We start from the raw sequence: 16753 nt of genomic DNA on the forward strand, positions 1-16753 counted from the left end.
CTCGGGGGTACGTTCCCGCTCGGTGGTTCGCCTACTTCAGGACGAGCGAGGACCACGACTGGATCCACTGGTCACGGTTGTCGGCGATCTTCTCCGGCGCCATGGTCTGCGGCTTGGCGATCACCTCACCGAACTCGGTGAACAGCGGCGGCAGCTCGGCGTCGTCGGTCACCGGGTTCACGAACATGTTGAGCGGCATGTCCTCCTGGAACTTCTTGCTGATGAGGAAGTCCAGCAGGGCTTTGCCCCCGGCCTCGTTCTTCGCGCCCTTGAGAAGGCCGGCGGCCTCGGTCTGGCGGAAGCAGGTGCCGGTGGACACTCCGGTCGGCGCCTCCTTGGGCTGCGGCTTGGCGAAGAGCACCTCGACCGGCGGGCTGGAGGCGTACGAGACGACGAGCGGCCGGTCGCCCTTGGCCGCCTTGCCGCCGGCGGAGCCGGAGAACTCCTGGTTGTAGGCGAGTTCCCAGCTGTCGACGACCTTCACGCCGTTCGCCTTCAGCTTCTTCCAGTAGTCCTGCCAGCCCTTGTCCCCGTACACGGCGGCGGTGCCGAGGAGGAAGCCGAGACCGGGCGAGGAGCGCTCGGCGTTCTCGACGACGAGGAGGTTCTTGTAGGCGGGCTTCGCCAGGTCGTCGAGGGTCTGCGGCGGCGCGAGCTTCTTGTCGGCGAAGTACTTCTTGTCGTAGTTGACGCAGATGTCGCCGGTGTCGACGGGAGTGACCCGGTGCTCGTCCCTGTCGAGCTGCACGGCCTCGGGGATCCGGTCCAGGCCGTTGGCCTCGTACGGCGTGAAGAGGTCGTTGTCGAGGGCCCGGGACAGCGTGGTGTTGTCGACGCCGAAGAACACGTCGCCCTGCGGAGAGCCCTTGGTGAGGATCTCCTTGTTGAGCGCCTCGACGGCGTCACCGCTCTTCAGCACCTTGACCGTGTAGCCGGTCTGCTGGGTGAACTCCTTGAGCACCGCGGGGGAGGCGGCGAAGGAGTCGTGGCTGACGAGCGTCACGGCCTTGGAGCCGCTGCCGGACTTCGAGCCGGCGGACGTGTCCTTGGACTCCCCTCCGCAGGCCGCGAGCGTGCTGACGCCCAGGGCCGCGGCCAGCGCGATGACCGTGGCCTTCTTCGTGGTGCTCACTGAGATTCCTCCTGGGTTTGACCAGGAAGAGACGCGGCCCTGCCCGGTCCTCTGATCCCTGGATCAGGAGCCGGGCAGGGCGCAACAGCTTGAGTCTCGTCCGAACTTCCTACCCGGAATGACCCGGGCGAGGTTCAGAGGGTCTGCGGTCTGACGGACACCGCACTCTCAGCGCTGTGGCGCTCCCCTGTCGGAATATGCAAATGTTCGCGCCCAGATTACATGGGCCCATATTTCACGGGCCCTTCCGGATACCCGGGCGGTTCCGGATGCACGGGGCCCCTCCGGACACCTGGGCCGTTCCGGCGACCTGGGCCGTTCCGGCGACCTGGGCGGTTCCGGATACGGCCCTTCCGGTGGGCCGGGGCCCTTCCGGTGAGCCGCTAGCGCTCGGAGGCGGCGAGCTGCCCGCACGCCCCGTCGATCTCCTGACCCCGGGTGTCACGGACGGTCACGGGCACCCCATGGGCAGCGATCGCCTCGACGAACGCCTCCTCGTCCTCGGGGCGGGAGGCCGTCCACTTCGACCCCGGCGTCGGGTTGAGCGGGATGAGATTGACATGCACCCGCTTGCCCTTGAGCAGCCTGCCGAGCAGGTCACCACGCCACGCCTGGTCGTTGATGTCACGGATCAGGGCGTACTCGATGGAGATACGGCGACCGGACTTCTCCGCGTACTCCCAGGCGGCGTCCAGCACCTCCCGCACCTTCCAGCGCGTGTTGACCGGGACGAGGGTGTCGCGCAGCTCGTCGTCCGGCGCGTGCAGCGAGACGGCGAGCCGGCATTTGAAGCCCTCGTCGGCGAACCGCTGCATCGCCGGGACCAGACCGACGGTGGAGACGGTGATCCCGCGCTGCGAGATGCCGAGGCCGTCCGGCTCGGGGTCGGTGAGACGGCGGATGGCTCCGACGACCCGCTTGTAGTTGGCGAGCGGCTCGCCCATCCCCATGAACACGATGTTGCTGAGGCGGGCCGGTCCTCCCGGCACCTCTCCGTCGCGCAGGGCCCGCATACCGTCGACGATCTGGTGCACGATCTCCGCGGTGGACAGATTGCGGTCGAGCCCGGCCTGGCCGGTGGCGCAGAACGGGCAGTTCATACCGCACCCGGCCTGCGAGGAGATGCACATCGTGACCCGGTCCGGGTAGCGCATCAGGACCGACTCGACGAGCGTCCCGTCATGCAGCCGCCACAGCGTCTTACGGGTCGTGTCGTCGTCACAGGAGATGTGCCGGACGACGGACATCAGATCGGGCAGCAGCTCCGAGGCGAGCCGCTCGCGCGCGGCGGCGGGGATGTCGGTCCACTGGGCGGGGTCGTGGGCGTACCTCGCGAAGTAGTGCTGCGACAGCTGCTTGGCGCGGAACGGCTTCTCGCCGATCGCGGCGACAGCCTCCTTGCGCTCGGCGGGTGTGAGGTCGGCGAGGTGCCGCGGGGGCTTCTTGGCTCCGCGCGGGGCGACGAAAGTGAGTTCTCCGGGCTTGGGCATGGTTCATCCAGTGTCGCAGACGGAATCCGGTGACCCGCGGCCGTTGATACCGGGGTGGGCGTCACCGATCCTCCCCGGCTCCGGCAGGGCGCTGTCTCCAGGGCCCCTCCTGGATCTAGAATCGAACTTGTGTCCGAGAAAGTGTCCCGCCTGGAGCGCCTGCGCAGTGTCCGCGAGTGGCTGGTCTGGCAGCTGCGCCGCACCGACGAGACCATCGCGGATCTGGAGCGGCAGGAAGTAGCGGCTGCTCGCGCGGCGCCGACGCTGCCGCCGCCTCAACCCGGGTGGAAACTCGCGATGCGACGGTCAGGCGGCAGGCCCACCCCCGACGCCGTCCACACGAGCCACTGCGGCATGGCCGGAAACCACACCAAGCCACTGGCACGCGAGCAGGCCCTCCGCGCAATCACCGAAGACGGCATCGCAGCCTGCCCGTACTGCCGGCCCGACACCGACCTCGGTGTGCTGTGAACCGCGAACCGGCGCAGCCTGGAGACATGGGCACCGCACCGATCGTCGTGCATCGCGCAGCCGGCACCCGCGGCCGCCGGGTGGAGATCCGCGCCCAGATCGCAGGCCTGGCCCGCAGCGACGCCGACCTGGTCGAGTTCCTGCGACGCGCAGGCCTGCCGGACGCCTGGGAGCTGCTGGACGATCCGCACTGGGTGGAATGGCAGGGCGGGCGATCACACGAGTACGGCGTGGGCTGATCGCGCCCCGTACAGGGGTTGGCGGAGACCCCGGCCGGATGGCGGCCGGTCCTCAGATCGTGCGGCACCGGGAAGCGGCACTTCAGGTGGCCCCTTCGACGCGGCTCTCACTCGGGGTCCGCGGTGCGTTCCTGCTCTGCTTCCTGCACGGCATCCGGGCCGAGACACACCGCCCGGTGTGCGGGGCGCACGTGGTCGCTGGGGAGTGGTTCAATTCCGCGGATTCGCACGGCGACGATGTCGACGGGGACACGGGAATGCCGGCCCCGGATGGTCTCCAGCCGCCACCGATGGCGAGGGGCCACGTCCTTCGCCGGGAGGTCTTCGACAGCCAGGTAGACCCAACGGTCGTAGTTGGTGGAGTGGTGCCTGACCGCGGCCCCGCAATCGCGACAGGTCGGCGGCTCGTAGGAGGTGACGGCGTCCGGATCGGGTTCGGCCTTGGGAGGGGCGGTGGCGCCTTCCTCAATGGCAAGTTGGTTGGCGTAGGCGTTCCAACAGGGATCGCACAGCACGGCCATGAGACTGACGCGGCCACGTTCCCTTACGGTAGGGCCGCCTGTGTGGCAGCTCTGACATATCTGACTGGTGTCCTCAGTCGCCCCCATGTGGTGGAGAGTGAGCGTAGACGCGCACAGGACGATAGGGCGCAATTGGGTCGCATCGGCGCGTGCGCGGCGACCAGGCGCAGCCCATGAGCAGTGCCAAGGTGGATCACGGATGCGGTGACCGCCGCTTCAGGAGTTCGACCTCGCCCCGGCGTGGTCAAGGCCCACCGCGCACACCGGTGCCATACGTGGCTGCGGACTGTCGCCGCTGTCTGTGGCCGTTGCTGTCAGCGGAACAGCTCCGGAACCGGGCATGCCTCCAATGGCTCTTCGGGCCGGGCGGCAGGCGACTCGTCCCTTGGTGCCGATCCCGCCGGAGACCGACCCAGAGATACGGAGAGGGGCCCGCGTCCTGTGGACAACGAGCCCCTCGACCAGAAAAGCCCAGGTCAGCCGGGTTCCGCATGGCCCAGCACGCAGGACGGCTCGTCAGCCGGTCCCTACGAAAACGACGAACAGCAACCAGACCACCGGCGCGGTCGGCAGCAGCGAATCCAGCCGGTCCATGATGCCGCCGTGGCCCGGCAGCAGCGTGCCCATGTCCTTGATGCCGAGGTCACGCTTGATCATCGACTCGCCCAGGTCACCCAGGGTGGCACTGGCCGCGACCGCGAGCCCGAGCAGCAGGCCCTGCCACCAGGTGCCGCCGTCGATGAGGAGCGGCATGCAGACCGCGCCCGCCGCCATGCCGAACGTCACCGCTCCGACCAGGCCCTCACGGGTCTTCCCGGGGCTGATGCGCGGCGCGAGCTTGTGCTTGCCGAAGCGCCAGCCGATCGCGTACGCGCCGGTGTCGCTGACCACAGTCAGCAGCAGGAAGGTGAAGACCCGCTGCGGCCCGTCGCCGGCGGTGAGCATCATCGCGACGAACGTGGCGAGGAACGGCACGTAGAACGCGGCGAAAACGCCCGCCGTGACGTCCTTGAGATAGCCCTCGGGAGGTTCGGTCATCCGCCAGACCAGTACGGCCAGTGCGGTGAGCGCCATGGCGACCCACGCACCCTCCGCGCCCCGCACATAGCCGGCCACCACCATCGCCGCCCCGCCCACCGCGAGCGGCACCAGAGGCGCCTTGATCCCCTTGCGCTCCTGGAGGCGGGAGGTGAGCTCCCACAGGCCGACGACGACGGCGACGGCGATCACCCCGACGAACACGGCCTTGACGATGAACAGCGACGCGATGATCACCGCGCCGAGCCCCACACCGACCCCTATGGCGGCACGCAGATCGCGGCCGGCGCGCTTCTTCGGCGGCGGCTGCGAAGGCTGGGGAGCCGCATGCGGCGGAGGGGTGGACATGGGCTCCTGCGGCATCTCGTCGCGGAACAGGGGGCCACTCGGCCGAGCAGCCCCCCGGTCCCGGTCATCGCGGTCTTCTGCGTCTCTACCTGCGTCGGGATCGCCGGGCACGATGGGCATGGGCCGAGTCTGCTGGGCGACATGCTCATCGTAAGCGGGACCCGCCGGGGCAGCCCCCTGGTCGGGCGGGCCCCAGCAGCCGGCGCTCGTCGGGGCCCCCCAGGAAGAGTCGTTCATCAGACCTCGAGCAGCTCGGCTTCCTTGTGCTTCAGCAGCTCGTCCACCTGCGCAACGTACTTCGCGGTGGTGTCGTCGAGCTCCTTCTCCGCACGGCGGCCCTCGTCCTCGCCGACCTCGCCGTCCTTGATCAACTTGTCGATGGCTTCCTTGGCCTTGCGGCGCACGGAGCGGATCGAGATCTTGGCGTCCTCGCCCTTGCCCTTGGCGACCTTGATGTACTCCTTGCGGCGCTCCTCGGTCAGCTCGGGGAACACCACCCGGATGATGTTGCCGTCGTTGCTCGGATTGACGCCCAGGTCCGAGTCCCGGATCGCCTGCTCAATGTTGCGCAGCGCGCTCTTGTCGAACGGGGTCACCACGGCCATCCGCGGCTCGGGCACCGAGAACGAGGCCAGCTGGTTGATCGGCGTCAGCGCACCGTAGTAGTCGGCCACGATCTTGTTGAACATCGCCGGGTGCGCACGCCCGGTGCGGATCGCGGCGAAGTCCTCCTTGGCGACCACGACGGCCTTCTCCATCTTCTCCTCGGCCTCGAGGAGGGTCTCTTCGATCACCACTTGCTCCTGCGTGTCTTGAGTAGGCCCGGCGTGTACGCGTGACTTGTCCGCGTTACGAGTACGGCCGGCGAAACTTGGCGGCGCGTCTTCCCCTGCACGGTGTCCGACCGGCAGGGCTTTGTCCATCCCCTCACGGGGCGGTGCCCCCGGGTCAGCCCCGGGTGCCCTGGTCGCTCACGAGCGTGCCGATCTTCTCACCCCGGACCGCCCGCGCGATATTGCCCGGGGTAAGCAGTTCGAAGACGAGGATGGGCAGATCGTTGTCGCGGCAGAGGGTGATGGCGGTGGCGTCGGCGACCTTGAGGTTGCGGGTGAGCACCTCGCCGTACTCCAGCGCATCGAACTTCACGGCGTCCGGATTGGCCTTCGGGTCGGAGTCGTAGACCCCGTCGACACCGTTCTTGCCCATGAGCAGGGCCTCGGCGTCGATCTCCAGGGCGCGCTGGGCCGCGGTGGTGTCGGTGGAGAAGTAGGGCATGCCCATACCGGCACCGAAGATGACGACGCGGCCCTTCTCCAGATGGCGCACAGCACGCAGCGGAATGTACGGCTCCGCGACCTGGCCCATGGTGATGGCGGTCTGGACGCGGGAGTCGATGCCTTCCTTCTCCAGGAAGTCCTGGAGCGCGAGGCAGTTCATGACCGTGCCGAGCATGCCCATGTAGTCGGAGCGCGCCCGGTCCATGCCGCGCACCTGGAGCTCGGCGCCGCGGAAGAAGTTGCCACCGCCGATGACGATCGCGATCTCTGCGCCGTCACGGACGACCGCGGCGATCTCCCGTGCGATGGCGTGTACGACGTCGGGGTCGACGCCCAAGCCGGTGCCGCCGGAGAACGCTTCTCCGGACAGCTTCAGCATGAAGCGGCCGGCTTTCTTGCCGGTGTGGTCGCTTTTGTCGTCGGCGCCCAGATTGGCGTCCGCGCCCTTGTTCATGGAGATCTCCTCGTGCACATACGAAGAAGGCCATTGCCGGTGGGTGCTGGTGTCCCTGCGGCAATGGCCTCCTCGTCAGATCTGCGGTCGTCCGGCGTCTACGCGGCCGACGACTGCTGAGAAACCCTAGCGGGCTCCCGTGTCGATCGCGTACCGGCTCAGATGCCGACCTTGATGCGCGAGAAGCGCTTCAGGCTGACACCGGCCTCGTCCAGGATCTGCTGGACGGACTTCTTGTTGTCGAGCGCGTACGGCTGACCAAGGAGGGTGGCCTCCTTGAAGAAGCCGTTGACGCGGCCCTCGACGATCTTCGGGAGAGCGGCCTCGGGCTTGCCCTCGGCGCGCGTGGTCTCCTCGGCGACACGACGCTCGGACTCGACGACCTCGGCCGGAACGTCCTCGCGGGAGAGGTACTTCGGCGCGAAGGCCGCGATGTGCTGCGCGACGCCCTTGGCGATCTCCGCGACCGGCTTGTCGAGCTCGACGAGAACACCGATCTGCGGGGGCAGGTCGGGCATGGTGCGGTGCATGTACGCCGTGACGTAAGCACCGGAGAACTGCGCGAAGCGGTCCAGGACGATCTTCTCGCCGAGGTTGGCGTTGGCCTCGTCGACGTACGCCTGGACAGACTTGCCGGGCTCGATCTCGGAGGCGAGCAGCGCCTCGATGTCGGCCGGGTTCGTCGCGGCGACGTGGGCGGCGAGCGCGTTGGCAACGGCCTGGAACTTCTCGCCCTTGGCGACGAAGTCCGTCTCGCACTTCAGCTCGAGGATGACACCGGAGGTGTTGTCGTCGGCGATCAGGGAGACGACGGCACCGTTCTCGGCGGAACGGCCCTCGCGCTTGGCGACGCCCTTCTGGCCCTTGATGCGCAGCGCCTCGACGGCCTTGTCGACGTTGCCGTCGGCCTCGTCGAGCGCCTTCTTGCAGTCCATCATGCCCGCGCCGGTGAGCTCGCGGAGCTTCTTAACGTCAGCGGCGGTGTAGTTCGCCATGTCTGTGAATCTCTCTGAAGTCGAAGAGTCGAACGATCTACGGGTCAACGGCGGGGGCTTCATGGGCCCCCGCCGTCAGCATCCGAACCTGTGGTGTCAGGCCTGCTCGGCGTCCGCGGCCGGGGCCTCGGCAGCGGCCTCGGCCGGCTTCTCGGCCTCGGCGGCCGGGGTCTCGTCGGCCTTCTTCTCGCCCTCGAGCAGGTCGCGCTCCCACTCGGCCAGCGGCTCGCCCGCAGCCTTGTCGCCCGGCTTCGAGTCACCGGTGGCGACGCCGGAGCGGGCGATGAGGCCCTCGGCGACGGCGTCGGCGATCACACGGGTGAGCAGCGTGACGGAGCGGATCGCGTCGTCGTTGCCCGGGATCTTGTAGTCGACCTCGTCGGGGTCGCAGTTGGTGTCGAGGATCGCGACGACCGGGATGTGGAGCTTGCGCGCCTCACCGACGGCGATGTGCTCCTTCTTGGTGTCGACGATCCAGACGGCGCTCGGCACCTTCTGCATCTCGCGGATACCACCGAGGGTCTTCTCCAGCTTGGCCTTCTCGCGGGAGAGGACCAGGAGCTCCTTCTTGGTGAGGCCGGAGGCGGCCACGTCCTCGAAGTCGATCGCCTCGAGCTCCTTCAGACGCTGAAGGCGCTTGTAGACGGTGGAGAAGTTGGTGAGCATGCCGCCGAGCCAGCGCTGGTTGACGTAAGGCATGCCGACGCGGGTCGCCTGCTCGGCGATGGCCTCCTGCGCCTGCTTCTTGGTGCCGACGAACATGATGGAGCCGCCGTGCGCGACGGTCTCCTTGACGAACTCGTAGGCGCGGTCGATGTACGACAGCGACTGGAGCAGGTCGATGATGTAGATGCCGTTGCGCTCGGTGAAGATGAAGCGCTTCATCTTCGGGTTCCAGCGACGGGTCTGGTGACCGAAGTGGACGCCGCTCTCCAGCAGCTCCCGCATCGTGACGACGGCCATGGCCGTATCTCCTTGAGTTTCTCGGTTATGTCCTGACGCCCCGACGCGCCGTGCCACAAGGGACCGAGGAGCGCGGCCACCGACCGAGGATGAGGGTGGTGGCGGGGCGTGCGAAGTCGACCCGGTGACCCGGATCGCCAGAAGAAGTGTACGGGACCGGCGCGGTGCCGGGTGACGGCGCTGTCCACAACTGGCCGGTTGTCCACAGATCCGGACCATGATCAGCGCGGTCGGGGCGGGATGCGGGACGGTCTGCGCCATGAATCGCTTACGAGTCGTGACGATCGCGCTGGCGGCTTCGCTGCTGGTGTTGCTCCTCGGAGGGGTGGCATGGGCAGGGGTCTGGCCGGTGGGCCCGCCGCGCCCTGCGGTGGCGCGGGGCTGGGAGCCACCGGCCACTACGTACGGGCGGGGCCACCGCGGGGTGGATCTGGTGGCGCCGCCGGGTACGGAGATCCGGGCTGTGGCTCCGGGCCGGGTGTCCTTCGCGGGGCCGGTGGCGGGGCGCGGGGTCCTGTCGATCACGTTGACGGGCACCGGCGAGCCTCCCCTGCGCACCACGTACGAGCCGGTCCGGCCCATGATCCGCCCGGGCACCGAGGTGACCGCCGGTCAAGTGGTCGCCGTCCTGACGGAAGGCCCCTCCCACTGCCCGCGGGGGTGTCTGCACTGGGGCCTGCGCCGCGGTGAGGAGTACCTCGACCCGCTGTCGCTGCTGCCCCCGTCGGCCCTGCGGCGCGGCCCGTCCCGGCTGCTTCCTGTCTTCGGCGTCCCGGTCCCGACCGCGGAGCGGGCGCCCCAGGCGTCGAAGCAGACCCCGGGACGACGGCCTGCGGTCACGACAGCGGGCCGCACGTCGCAGGCAGGTGCGGACTGTTTCCAGGCGCTGGCCCTGGCCGCGGCGGCGGCCTGGTCGTACAGCGCACTGCGGCGCAGGTGCCGGCAGGACCGGCAAGACCGGCAGGACCGGCGCCTGCGGGACGACGCATACGAGGCGACGGGCGCGGGGCACTTCCCTTCCGGGCGCCGCGACAGGACACGGTGCGGGCCTGCCCCGGGTCCCGACGGCGTGGGTCCGGCCATCGGTGAGCTCAGTCGCCGCGGACGCCCCGGAGTGCCATCGACACCGCGGCCTCGGCGATCACGGCCGGGGCCTCGGCCGCGCCGAGCTCGATGCGGCGGACCGCCGCGTCCACGACTCCCTGGAGAAGCATCGCGGCCAGCCGGGGCTGCTGGTGGCCCAGCGCCCCGAGGGCCTCCACGATCATCGCGACGAGGCCGCCGTGCGCGGCGCGGATCTTCTCCCGGGCGCCGGCGTCCAGCTCGCTCGCGGAGATCGCGACCACGGCGCGGTGCCGTCGGTCACCGACCAGTTCGAGCTGCTGCCGTACGTACGCCTCGACCTTGCCCTCGGGCGTCCCCGCCTGCTCCATGGCCGCTTCGACCTCGGCCGCCCAGACCGGGAAGTCGACGGCGCAGAGCTCCTCGACGACAGCGGCACGGGAGCGGAAGTACTCGTACACGGAGGACCGGGCGAGGCCCGTGCGCTCGGCGAGGGCGGGGAAGGTCAGCGCTTCCGTACCGCCTTCGGACAGCAGGGTACGCGCGGCATCAAGCAGGGCGCCGCGCTGCATGGTCCGGTGCTCGGCCACGGAGGCCGCTCGAATCCTGGGCACGGGTCCACTTTAAGGCCGTGGCCGTCGATGAGGACGGGGCAGGGACGATTCGGCCCGACCGCCACGTGTCACCTGCCGACGTCTGCCAGCTTTGCCCTGAGCTGCAGCACCGACTTGGTGTGGATCTGGCTGACTCTGCTCTCGGTGACGCCGAGGACGTTGCCGATCTCGGCGAGGGTGAGGCCCTCGTAGTAGTAGAGCGTGACGACCGTCTTCTCACGGTCGGGAAGCGTGTTGATGGCGCGGGCGAGGAGCCGGCGCAGCTCACGGTCCTCGGCGACCTCGACGGGGTTGTCCGCGGCGGTGTCCTCCAGCGTGTCCATCAGGCTGAGCCTGTCGCCGCCCTCGCCGCCTACGTGCAGCAGCTCTTCCAGGGCTACGACGTTCGCCAGGGACAACTGGCTGAAAACGGAGTGCAGTTCCTCGAGCGAGATACCCATTTCCGAGGCAACCTCGCCCTCGGAGGGGGTGCGCCTCAGTTGGGCCTCCAGCGTGGCGTAGGCGCGCTCGACGGCGCGCGCCTTCTGGCGCACGGAGCGGGGGATCCAGTCCAGGGCCCGCAGTTCGTCGATCATGGCGCCCCGGATGCGGGTGATCGCATAGGTCTCGAACTTGATGGACCGCTCGATGTCGAACTTCTCGATGGCGTCGATGAGGCCGAAGACCCCGGAGGAGACGAAGTCCGCCTGCTCGACGTTGGACGGCAGACCGACGCTCACCCGGCCCGCGACGTACTTCACCAGTGGCGAGTAGTGCAGGATCAGCTGCTCCCGCAACCGTCCGTCACCCGTGGCCTTGTACGACCGCCACAACTCTTCGAGCGACGAGGGCGCGGGCGGCCGCACGGTGCCACGGGCAGCGGGTGGCACTGCCGCGCGGTCAGACCCGGACGTGTGCTGGGGCATGCGTTGCCTTGAGCCGTTCTGCTGTGGGGTGTGAAGGAACGGGTGTCTCGTCGGATGGTTGGGTGGGGAACCTGGTGAGCGTAGCGTGACTGGAGTATTGCGGTGCGCGAACAGCGGCGTATCGCGCACATGCGGGTAGGTACCGTCGGCCACACCTTCGAACGCGGGCCGACGCCGTACGCGTCGGTCCTCCCGGTGTCACCGAGTGAGCGGCGAGGGTCATCGGTGTCACCTTTTCACCCGATTGCGCCAGGTCAAGCACCGCCTCGCCGTGCGTTCGACCCCTGTATCGCAGGTGGCGCCAACTGCCAGCCGTCGCCGTGCCGTTCGACGAAGCCGAGTGAGTGCAGTTCGTACAGCCTGGCGAGCACCTCGTCAGCAGTCGTCCCCGCCCTTCGGGCGATGTCCCCCTTGTCGAGCACGCCCCGGGCGGGGAGACACTCCAGGATCCGGGTGCACGCGGGACCGAGGAGGTCCCTGGGAAGCACCGGGCCGTTGCGCGCCGGGGCGAGGTCGCCGATGTCACCCACGAGCTCGGCCACTTCGTCGGCGTCGGTGACCAGCGCACCCTCTCCGCGCAGCAGTTCATGCACGCCGGCCGAGAGTCCGCTGGTCACCGGGCCGGGAACGCCCATGGTGCACCGGCCGAGACGCAGCGCACTGCGCGCGGTGACCAGGGAACCGCTCCGGTACTCGGCTTCGACGACGACGGTGCCGCGGGTGAGGGCGGCGATCACGCGGTTCCGCAGGACGAATCTGCTGCGCGTGGGATGAGCGCCGGGCGGCAACTCTCCGATCACCAGCCCCTGTTCCACGATGCGGCCGATCAACTCGGCGTGGGCACGCGGGTAGGCGACGTCGACTCCGCAGGCCAGCACCGCGACGGTCGCTCCACCGGCGGCAAGGGCCCCTCGGTGCGCGGCGCCGTCGACGCCGTGGGCTGCGCCGGAGACGACGACCCAGCCGCGCTCGGCGAGGCCCGATCCAAGGCTCGCCGCCACATGCGCGCCGTAGGGTGTGCAGGCCCTGGCTCCCACCACGGCGACCGAGCGCAGCGCCCATATCCGCAGGTCGGGACCGCCACGCACCCAGAGTCCGACGGGCATGGCGTCCCCGAGGTCGGCGAGCTGCCCCGGCCACTCCGCGTCACCCGGACAGAGGAAGCGCCCGCCGGCCTCCGCCACCGTATCGAGGTCGTGCTCCGGGCGGGCCGCCGCGGCCCGTGTCCGATAGCCCTCGATCCGCTGCGCCCCTGCGCCGGTCAGCGCGCCCTCCCCCGCCCGAGGCGCGGTGAGCCGCGCCATCAGCTCCACAGCGCCGTGCTGCCGCAGCAACCGCCCTCCCTGTTCATCACCCGGTTCGACGACCCGCGTCAACGCCGCCCGCGCCCTACGCTCCTCGTCACTCACCCCCGCCGGCATGCGCCGCCCCCGCTCACCGCTCGGCTCCGATGCCCACAGGGACGCCCCTGGCGATGCCCGTGCGCAGTTGCAGGGCGAGATCCACGTCGTGGGCGGTGGGCCTCCCGCGCCCGGCGAGGTCGGCGACGGTCCAGGCCACACGGAGGACACGGTCCATGCCCCGGGCGGTGAGCAGCCCCCGCTCCATGTCGCGCTCGGCTGCGGCGAGCGCGCCGGGCGCCACCTGCCAGCGGGTGCGCAGCTCATGACCGGGCACCTCACTGTTGACGCTCCACGAGGTACCCTCCAACCGGTCGGCGGCCCTGGCCCGGGCCTCCTGGACCCGGGCGGCGACGACCGCCGTCGACTCCCCTCGCCCGCCCTGCCCCAGCAGGTCCGAACGGTTGACCGGCTCCGCCTCGACACGTAGGTCGACCCGGTCGAGCAGCGGCCCGGACAGCCGGGCCTGGTAGCGCCGGATCAGCGATGCGGGGCACTCGCATCCGGCACCGTGCAGGGTGTGCCGGCCGCAGGGACAGGGGTTGGCCGCCAGCACCATGAGGAAGCGGGCCGGAAGCCTCACCACCCCTGCGCTGCGCGCGACGACCACATGACCGGACTCGAGCGGCTGGCGGAGAGCGTCGAGCGCTTTGCCCGAGAACTCCGGAGCCTCGTCGAGGAACAGCACACCCCGGTGTGCCAGGGACACGGCTCCGGGCCTCGGCAGGCCCTGGCCGCCGCCGACGAGGGACTGCATGGTCGCCGAGTGGTGCGGGGCGCAGTACGGCGGCGTGCGCACGAGGGGCTCGCCCGGCGGGAGGATGCCGGCGACGGAGTGGACGGCGGTGACCTCGAGGGACTCCTGCCGGGTCAGTGGCGGCAGCACTGCGGGCAGCCGCTCGGCGAGCATCGTCTTGCCCGCTCCCGGCGGCCCGTGGAGCAACAGATGGTGGCCGCCCGCCGCCGCGACCTCCAGGGCCGTGCGTGCGGCGTGCTGTCCTGCCACGTCGGCGAGGTCCGGCCGGTGGCCGTCGTCGCCCGGATCCGCTGCGAGCCCTGTGCCGACCCCGGCGCCCGGCACCATGAGTCCGGCGAGCATGGCGTCCGGCCGGCCCTCGCCGTCTGGCTCCTCCTGTGGCACCGGCTCGTCGTTGAGCACCGCGATGAGCTGGCGCAGGCTTCGCACCCCGAGCACGGATACGCCCGGCACCAGGGACGCCTCCCCGGCTGTCTGCTCGGGGACGACCACCTGCCGGTACCCCGCCTCGGCGGCGGCGAGGACCGCGGGCAGTACCCCGCGCACGGGCCGCACCCTGCCGTCGAGCCCCAGCTCCCCGACGAGCACCAGATCGGCGATCGCCCGCGGGTCGATGCACTCCGCGGCACCGAGGACCGCGCAGGCGACCGCCAGGTCGAAACCCGATCCGCTCTTGGGGACGGAGGCGGGACTGAGCCCTACCGTGAGCTTCTTCTGCGGCCACTCCGCGTCCGAGTTGACCACGGCCGCCCTGACCCTGTCGCGGCTCTCGACGAGGCTCTTGTCGGGCAGTCCGACCAGGGCGAAGGCCGCCACTCCGGGCTCCAGATCGGCCTGGACCTCGACCACGACGCCTTCGACGCCGACCAGCGCCACCGAGCACGTACGAGCGAATCCCATCAGGCCACCCCCCGCGCGTGCTCGACGCGGGGCGCGCCACGCCGGGGCAGCACCACTCCGACCAGGTCGATCCGCACCCCGCCCGGTGGGGGTGGTCCGTCGTGCCGCTCCAGCCAGCAGGCCGCCAGCCGTCTGAGCCGGGCCGCCTTGGCGGGTGTGATCGCGGCCATCGGGTGCTCGAACGGCCCCCGTCCCCCGGTCCCGCCCCTGCGGGTCTTGACCTCGCAGACGACCACCATGTCGCCGTCCCGGGCGACGATGTCGATCTCGCCGGCCCGTCCGCACCGCCAGTTCCGTGCCAGAACGGTCAATCCGGCATCGGCCAGGCGTCGGGCCGCCAGCTCCTCGCCGTACTGTCCGAGTGCCCCCGTCGCGTTCATCTCGGCACCACCTCCGGCACCGACTCTGACGCGTCACACCCCAGCTTGTGGATCTTGGTGGACAAGCCGTCCGTTGTGGATAACTCAGCCACCCGGCAGGGGGAACCACCCCTGCCCTCGGTCGCCCTGGCCCACAGGCACCGCCACCATCACCGCCAGAGCCCCCGACCACTGGCCTGGCAGCGGACCCGGATCAGCCTCCCGGAAGCTCCAGGTCGCTCTTGTTCAGCTCCTCGATGTTCACATCCTTGAATGTGAGCACGCGGACCTGCTTGACGAACCTGGCCGGCCGATACATGTCCCAGACCCAGGCATCCGCCATCGAGACCTCGAAGAAGACCTCACCCTGCACCGAGTGCACCTGCATCTCGTAATCGTTGGTGAGATAGAAGCGACGCTCGGTCTCGATCACGTATTTGAACAGACCGACGACGTCGCGGTACTCCCGGTAGAGCTTCAGCTCCATCTCGGTCTCGTACTTTTCGAGGTCCTCGGCGCTCATGGCATGTTCCCCTTCAGCCGTGCGTCCCCCTATTGTGCGCCAGCCCCGCGCGTCCCTAGACGATTTCTGGGGCCAAGACCACCGGCGCACTCGGAGGACCCTCGTCGAGCAGCGTGCGCAGCAGCTCGGCGAGTCTGGTCGGATACACCGTCTCACGCGCCGCAGACAGTTCGGCGGAGGTCCACCACCTCAGCCCCGCGACGCTGCGCTGCTCCAGCCGCGTCAGGCCGTCGAGGCTGGTCGCGGTCTGTCCGGTGCGTGCCAGGTAGTACCACTCGTCCTGGTCCCAGCGCCGTCCGTCGAACGGGAACGAGCACACCCGCTGCCAGATCACCGGCCCCAATTCGACGTCTGTGATCCCGGTCTCCTCGGCGAGTTCACGCAGCGCGGCCTGCTCACGGCTCTCGCCGCCCTCGATACCGCCGCCGGGCGTGAACCACCAGCTGTCCGCCGGATCGTCCGGCTCGAAGCCGTGCAACAGCAGGATGCGGTCCTGCGGGTCGAGCAGGATGACCCGTGCGACCTTCCGCAGCTGTTGCTCAGGCATCCGCCGTCACCCTGGTCCGTGCCCCGCCGGGCGTCCTCCGGCGGCCGAAGGCCCGCGCGACCGGCCCGTACGCCGCGCCCGCCAGGATCAGCACCGCACCCAGCGCCACCGACCCCACCACCATCTTCACCGGCCCCGGCCGGGACACTCCGCCCGGCAGCGCAGCGAAGCTCTGCGGGCGCTCCACCAGCGCGCCCAGCGGCCATGCCACGGCGTCCAGCCGGGCGGTCACGGCCTCGCGAGGCACCGAGCCGTGCCCGGGGTCCTCGAGGTGCACACGGGAGTCCAGGGAGCCCATGCGGTCGTCACCGAGCAGGAAGAGCTGCCCTTGGGGCACGGTGGCGGTGAAGCCGGTCAGCGAGGCCCGTCCCTTGTTGCGCAGATACGGTTCTTCGATCGCCTTGCCGTTGATGGTCATCCGGCCGTCGGCGTCGCAGCACGCGATCTTGTCGCCACTCACCCCGACCACGCGCTTCACCATCGGCATGTCGCCCCACACCTTGTCGGTGAAGACGACGACATCGCCGCGCCGCACCTGGGAGCCCTCGATCCGCTGTGCCAGCACCCGGTCGCCGGCCTCGACCGTGGGGGACATGGATTCGGTCGGCACTGTGTACGGCCGGTACTGCACCGCTCCCCAGACGAACCCACCGAGGAAGAGCACACAGCCGACGGCCACAGCCAGCCCCGACAGCACCCTGCCGAGCCGGCCGCGGCCGCCTTCCGTACGTCCTGTTCCGCTCATCCCAGCGCTCCCC

General features: G+C 69.9%; 18 protein-coding genes and 1 pseudogene. 3 read left to right on the top strand and 16 right to left on the bottom strand.

What is annotated here, in order from left to right; all coding sequences use genetic code 11:
- Positions 1-31: 31 nt before the first annotated feature.
- Positions 32-1132, bottom strand: a complete 1101-nt coding sequence (locus ACZ6ZQ_RS22885; RefSeq protein WP_469770361.1) for a thiamine ABC transporter substrate-binding protein — start codon at positions 1130-1132, stop codon at positions 32-34.
- Positions 1133-1515: 383 nt separating this feature from the next.
- Complete coding sequence (rlmN, locus tag ACZ6ZQ_RS22890; RefSeq protein ID WP_469770362.1) at positions 1516-2622, bottom strand: dual-specificity RNA methyltransferase RlmN; 1107 nt, start codon at positions 2620-2622, stop codon at positions 1516-1518.
- A gap of 129 nt (positions 2623-2751) precedes the next feature.
- Here rlmN and ACZ6ZQ_RS22895 point away from each other — a divergent pair, with 129 nt between their 5' ends.
- Entirely contained in the window at positions 2752-3093 is a 342-nt protein-coding gene (locus tag ACZ6ZQ_RS22895) for a DUF6233 domain-containing protein (RefSeq protein ID WP_469770363.1), read from the top strand.
- A 26-nt stretch (positions 3094-3119) separates the two neighbouring features.
- Complete coding sequence (locus ACZ6ZQ_RS22900) at positions 3120-3332, top strand: hypothetical protein (protein WP_469770364.1); 213 nt, start codon at positions 3120-3122, stop codon at positions 3330-3332.
- 107 nt (positions 3333-3439) lie between these two features.
- Here the strand turns inward: ACZ6ZQ_RS22900 and ACZ6ZQ_RS22905 are convergent, their stop codons facing one another.
- From ACZ6ZQ_RS22905 to rpsB, 6 genes are all read right to left on the bottom strand, one after another.
- On the bottom strand, positions 3440-3853 hold the full coding sequence (locus tag ACZ6ZQ_RS22905; RefSeq protein WP_469770365.1) for a DUF6083 domain-containing protein: 414 nt from the start codon (positions 3851-3853) through the stop codon (positions 3440-3442).
- Positions 3854-4369: 516 nt separating this feature from the next.
- Entirely contained in the window at positions 4370-5476 is a 1107-nt protein-coding gene (locus ACZ6ZQ_RS22910; protein WP_469770366.1) for a phosphatidate cytidylyltransferase, read from the bottom strand.
- The gene (gene frr / locus ACZ6ZQ_RS22915) at positions 5476-6033 is read right to left on the bottom strand and encodes a ribosome recycling factor (protein ID WP_453659106.1); all 558 of its coding nucleotides are present in this window, start codon (positions 6031-6033) and stop codon (positions 5476-5478) included. Before frr ends, ACZ6ZQ_RS22910 begins: the two co-directional genes overlap by 1 nt.
- A 154-nt stretch (positions 6034-6187) precedes the next feature.
- Positions 6188-6970 (bottom strand): UMP kinase, encoded by a 783-nt coding sequence (gene pyrH, locus ACZ6ZQ_RS22920; RefSeq protein ID WP_469770367.1) that lies wholly within the window; start codon positions 6968-6970, stop codon positions 6188-6190.
- 158 nt (positions 6971-7128) lie between these two features.
- Positions 7129-7965, bottom strand: coding sequence for a translation elongation factor Ts (tsf, locus tag ACZ6ZQ_RS22925; protein WP_469770368.1), 837 nt, complete (start codon positions 7963-7965; stop codon positions 7129-7131).
- Positions 7966-8061: 96 nt separating this feature from the next.
- Positions 8062-8928 carry a 30S ribosomal protein S2 gene (rpsB, locus tag ACZ6ZQ_RS22930; protein WP_469770369.1) on the bottom strand — a complete coding sequence of 289 codons (867 nt, stop codon included), beginning with the start codon at positions 8926-8928 and terminating at the stop codon, positions 8062-8064.
- Between the two features lie 259 nt (positions 8929-9187).
- Here rpsB and ACZ6ZQ_RS22935 point away from each other — a divergent pair.
- Positions 9188-9574: pseudogene (locus ACZ6ZQ_RS22935) on the top strand (peptidoglycan DD-metalloendopeptidase family protein); the annotation flags it as partial.
- 445 nt (positions 9575-10019) lie between these two features.
- Here ACZ6ZQ_RS22935 and ACZ6ZQ_RS22940 read toward each other — a convergent pair.
- The 8 genes from ACZ6ZQ_RS22940 to lepB form a co-directional block, all read right to left on the bottom strand.
- On the bottom strand, positions 10020-10580 hold the full coding sequence (locus ACZ6ZQ_RS22940) for a TetR/AcrR family transcriptional regulator (RefSeq protein WP_469770424.1): 561 nt from the start codon (positions 10578-10580) through the stop codon (positions 10020-10022).
- A 92-nt stretch (positions 10581-10672) separates the two neighbouring features.
- Complete coding sequence (gene whiG, locus ACZ6ZQ_RS22945; RefSeq protein ID WP_453659109.1) at positions 10673-11509, bottom strand: RNA polymerase sigma factor WhiG; 837 nt, start codon at positions 11507-11509, stop codon at positions 10673-10675.
- 254 nt (positions 11510-11763) lie between these two features.
- On the bottom strand, positions 11764-12930 hold the full coding sequence (gene dprA, locus ACZ6ZQ_RS22950) for a DNA-processing protein DprA (protein WP_469770370.1): 1167 nt from the start codon (positions 12928-12930) through the stop codon (positions 11764-11766).
- Between the two features lie 13 nt (positions 12931-12943).
- Positions 12944-14566, bottom strand: a complete 1623-nt coding sequence (locus ACZ6ZQ_RS22955; RefSeq protein WP_469770371.1) for a YifB family Mg chelatase-like AAA ATPase — start codon at positions 14564-14566, stop codon at positions 12944-12946.
- The gene (locus ACZ6ZQ_RS22960) at positions 14566-14946 is read right to left on the bottom strand and encodes a YraN family protein (RefSeq protein ID WP_469770372.1); all 381 of its coding nucleotides are present in this window, start codon (positions 14944-14946) and stop codon (positions 14566-14568) included. The genes ACZ6ZQ_RS22955 and ACZ6ZQ_RS22960 overlap by 1 nt, the downstream gene beginning before the upstream one ends.
- Before the next feature lie 193 nt (positions 14947-15139).
- Positions 15140-15448, bottom strand: a complete 309-nt coding sequence (locus ACZ6ZQ_RS22965; RefSeq protein WP_003965949.1) for a DUF2469 domain-containing protein — start codon at positions 15446-15448, stop codon at positions 15140-15142.
- A 55-nt stretch (positions 15449-15503) separates the two neighbouring features.
- Positions 15504-15995, bottom strand: coding sequence for an NUDIX hydrolase (locus tag ACZ6ZQ_RS22970; RefSeq protein ID WP_453659118.1), 492 nt, complete (start codon positions 15993-15995; stop codon positions 15504-15506).
- Entirely contained in the window at positions 15988-16740 is a 753-nt protein-coding gene (lepB, locus tag ACZ6ZQ_RS22975) for a signal peptidase I (RefSeq protein ID WP_469770373.1), read from the bottom strand. The genes ACZ6ZQ_RS22970 and lepB overlap by 8 nt, the downstream gene beginning before the upstream one ends.
- Positions 16741-16753: the final 13 nt, after the last annotated feature.

This window comes from Streptomyces sp. NPDC053673, assembly GCF_055585225.1.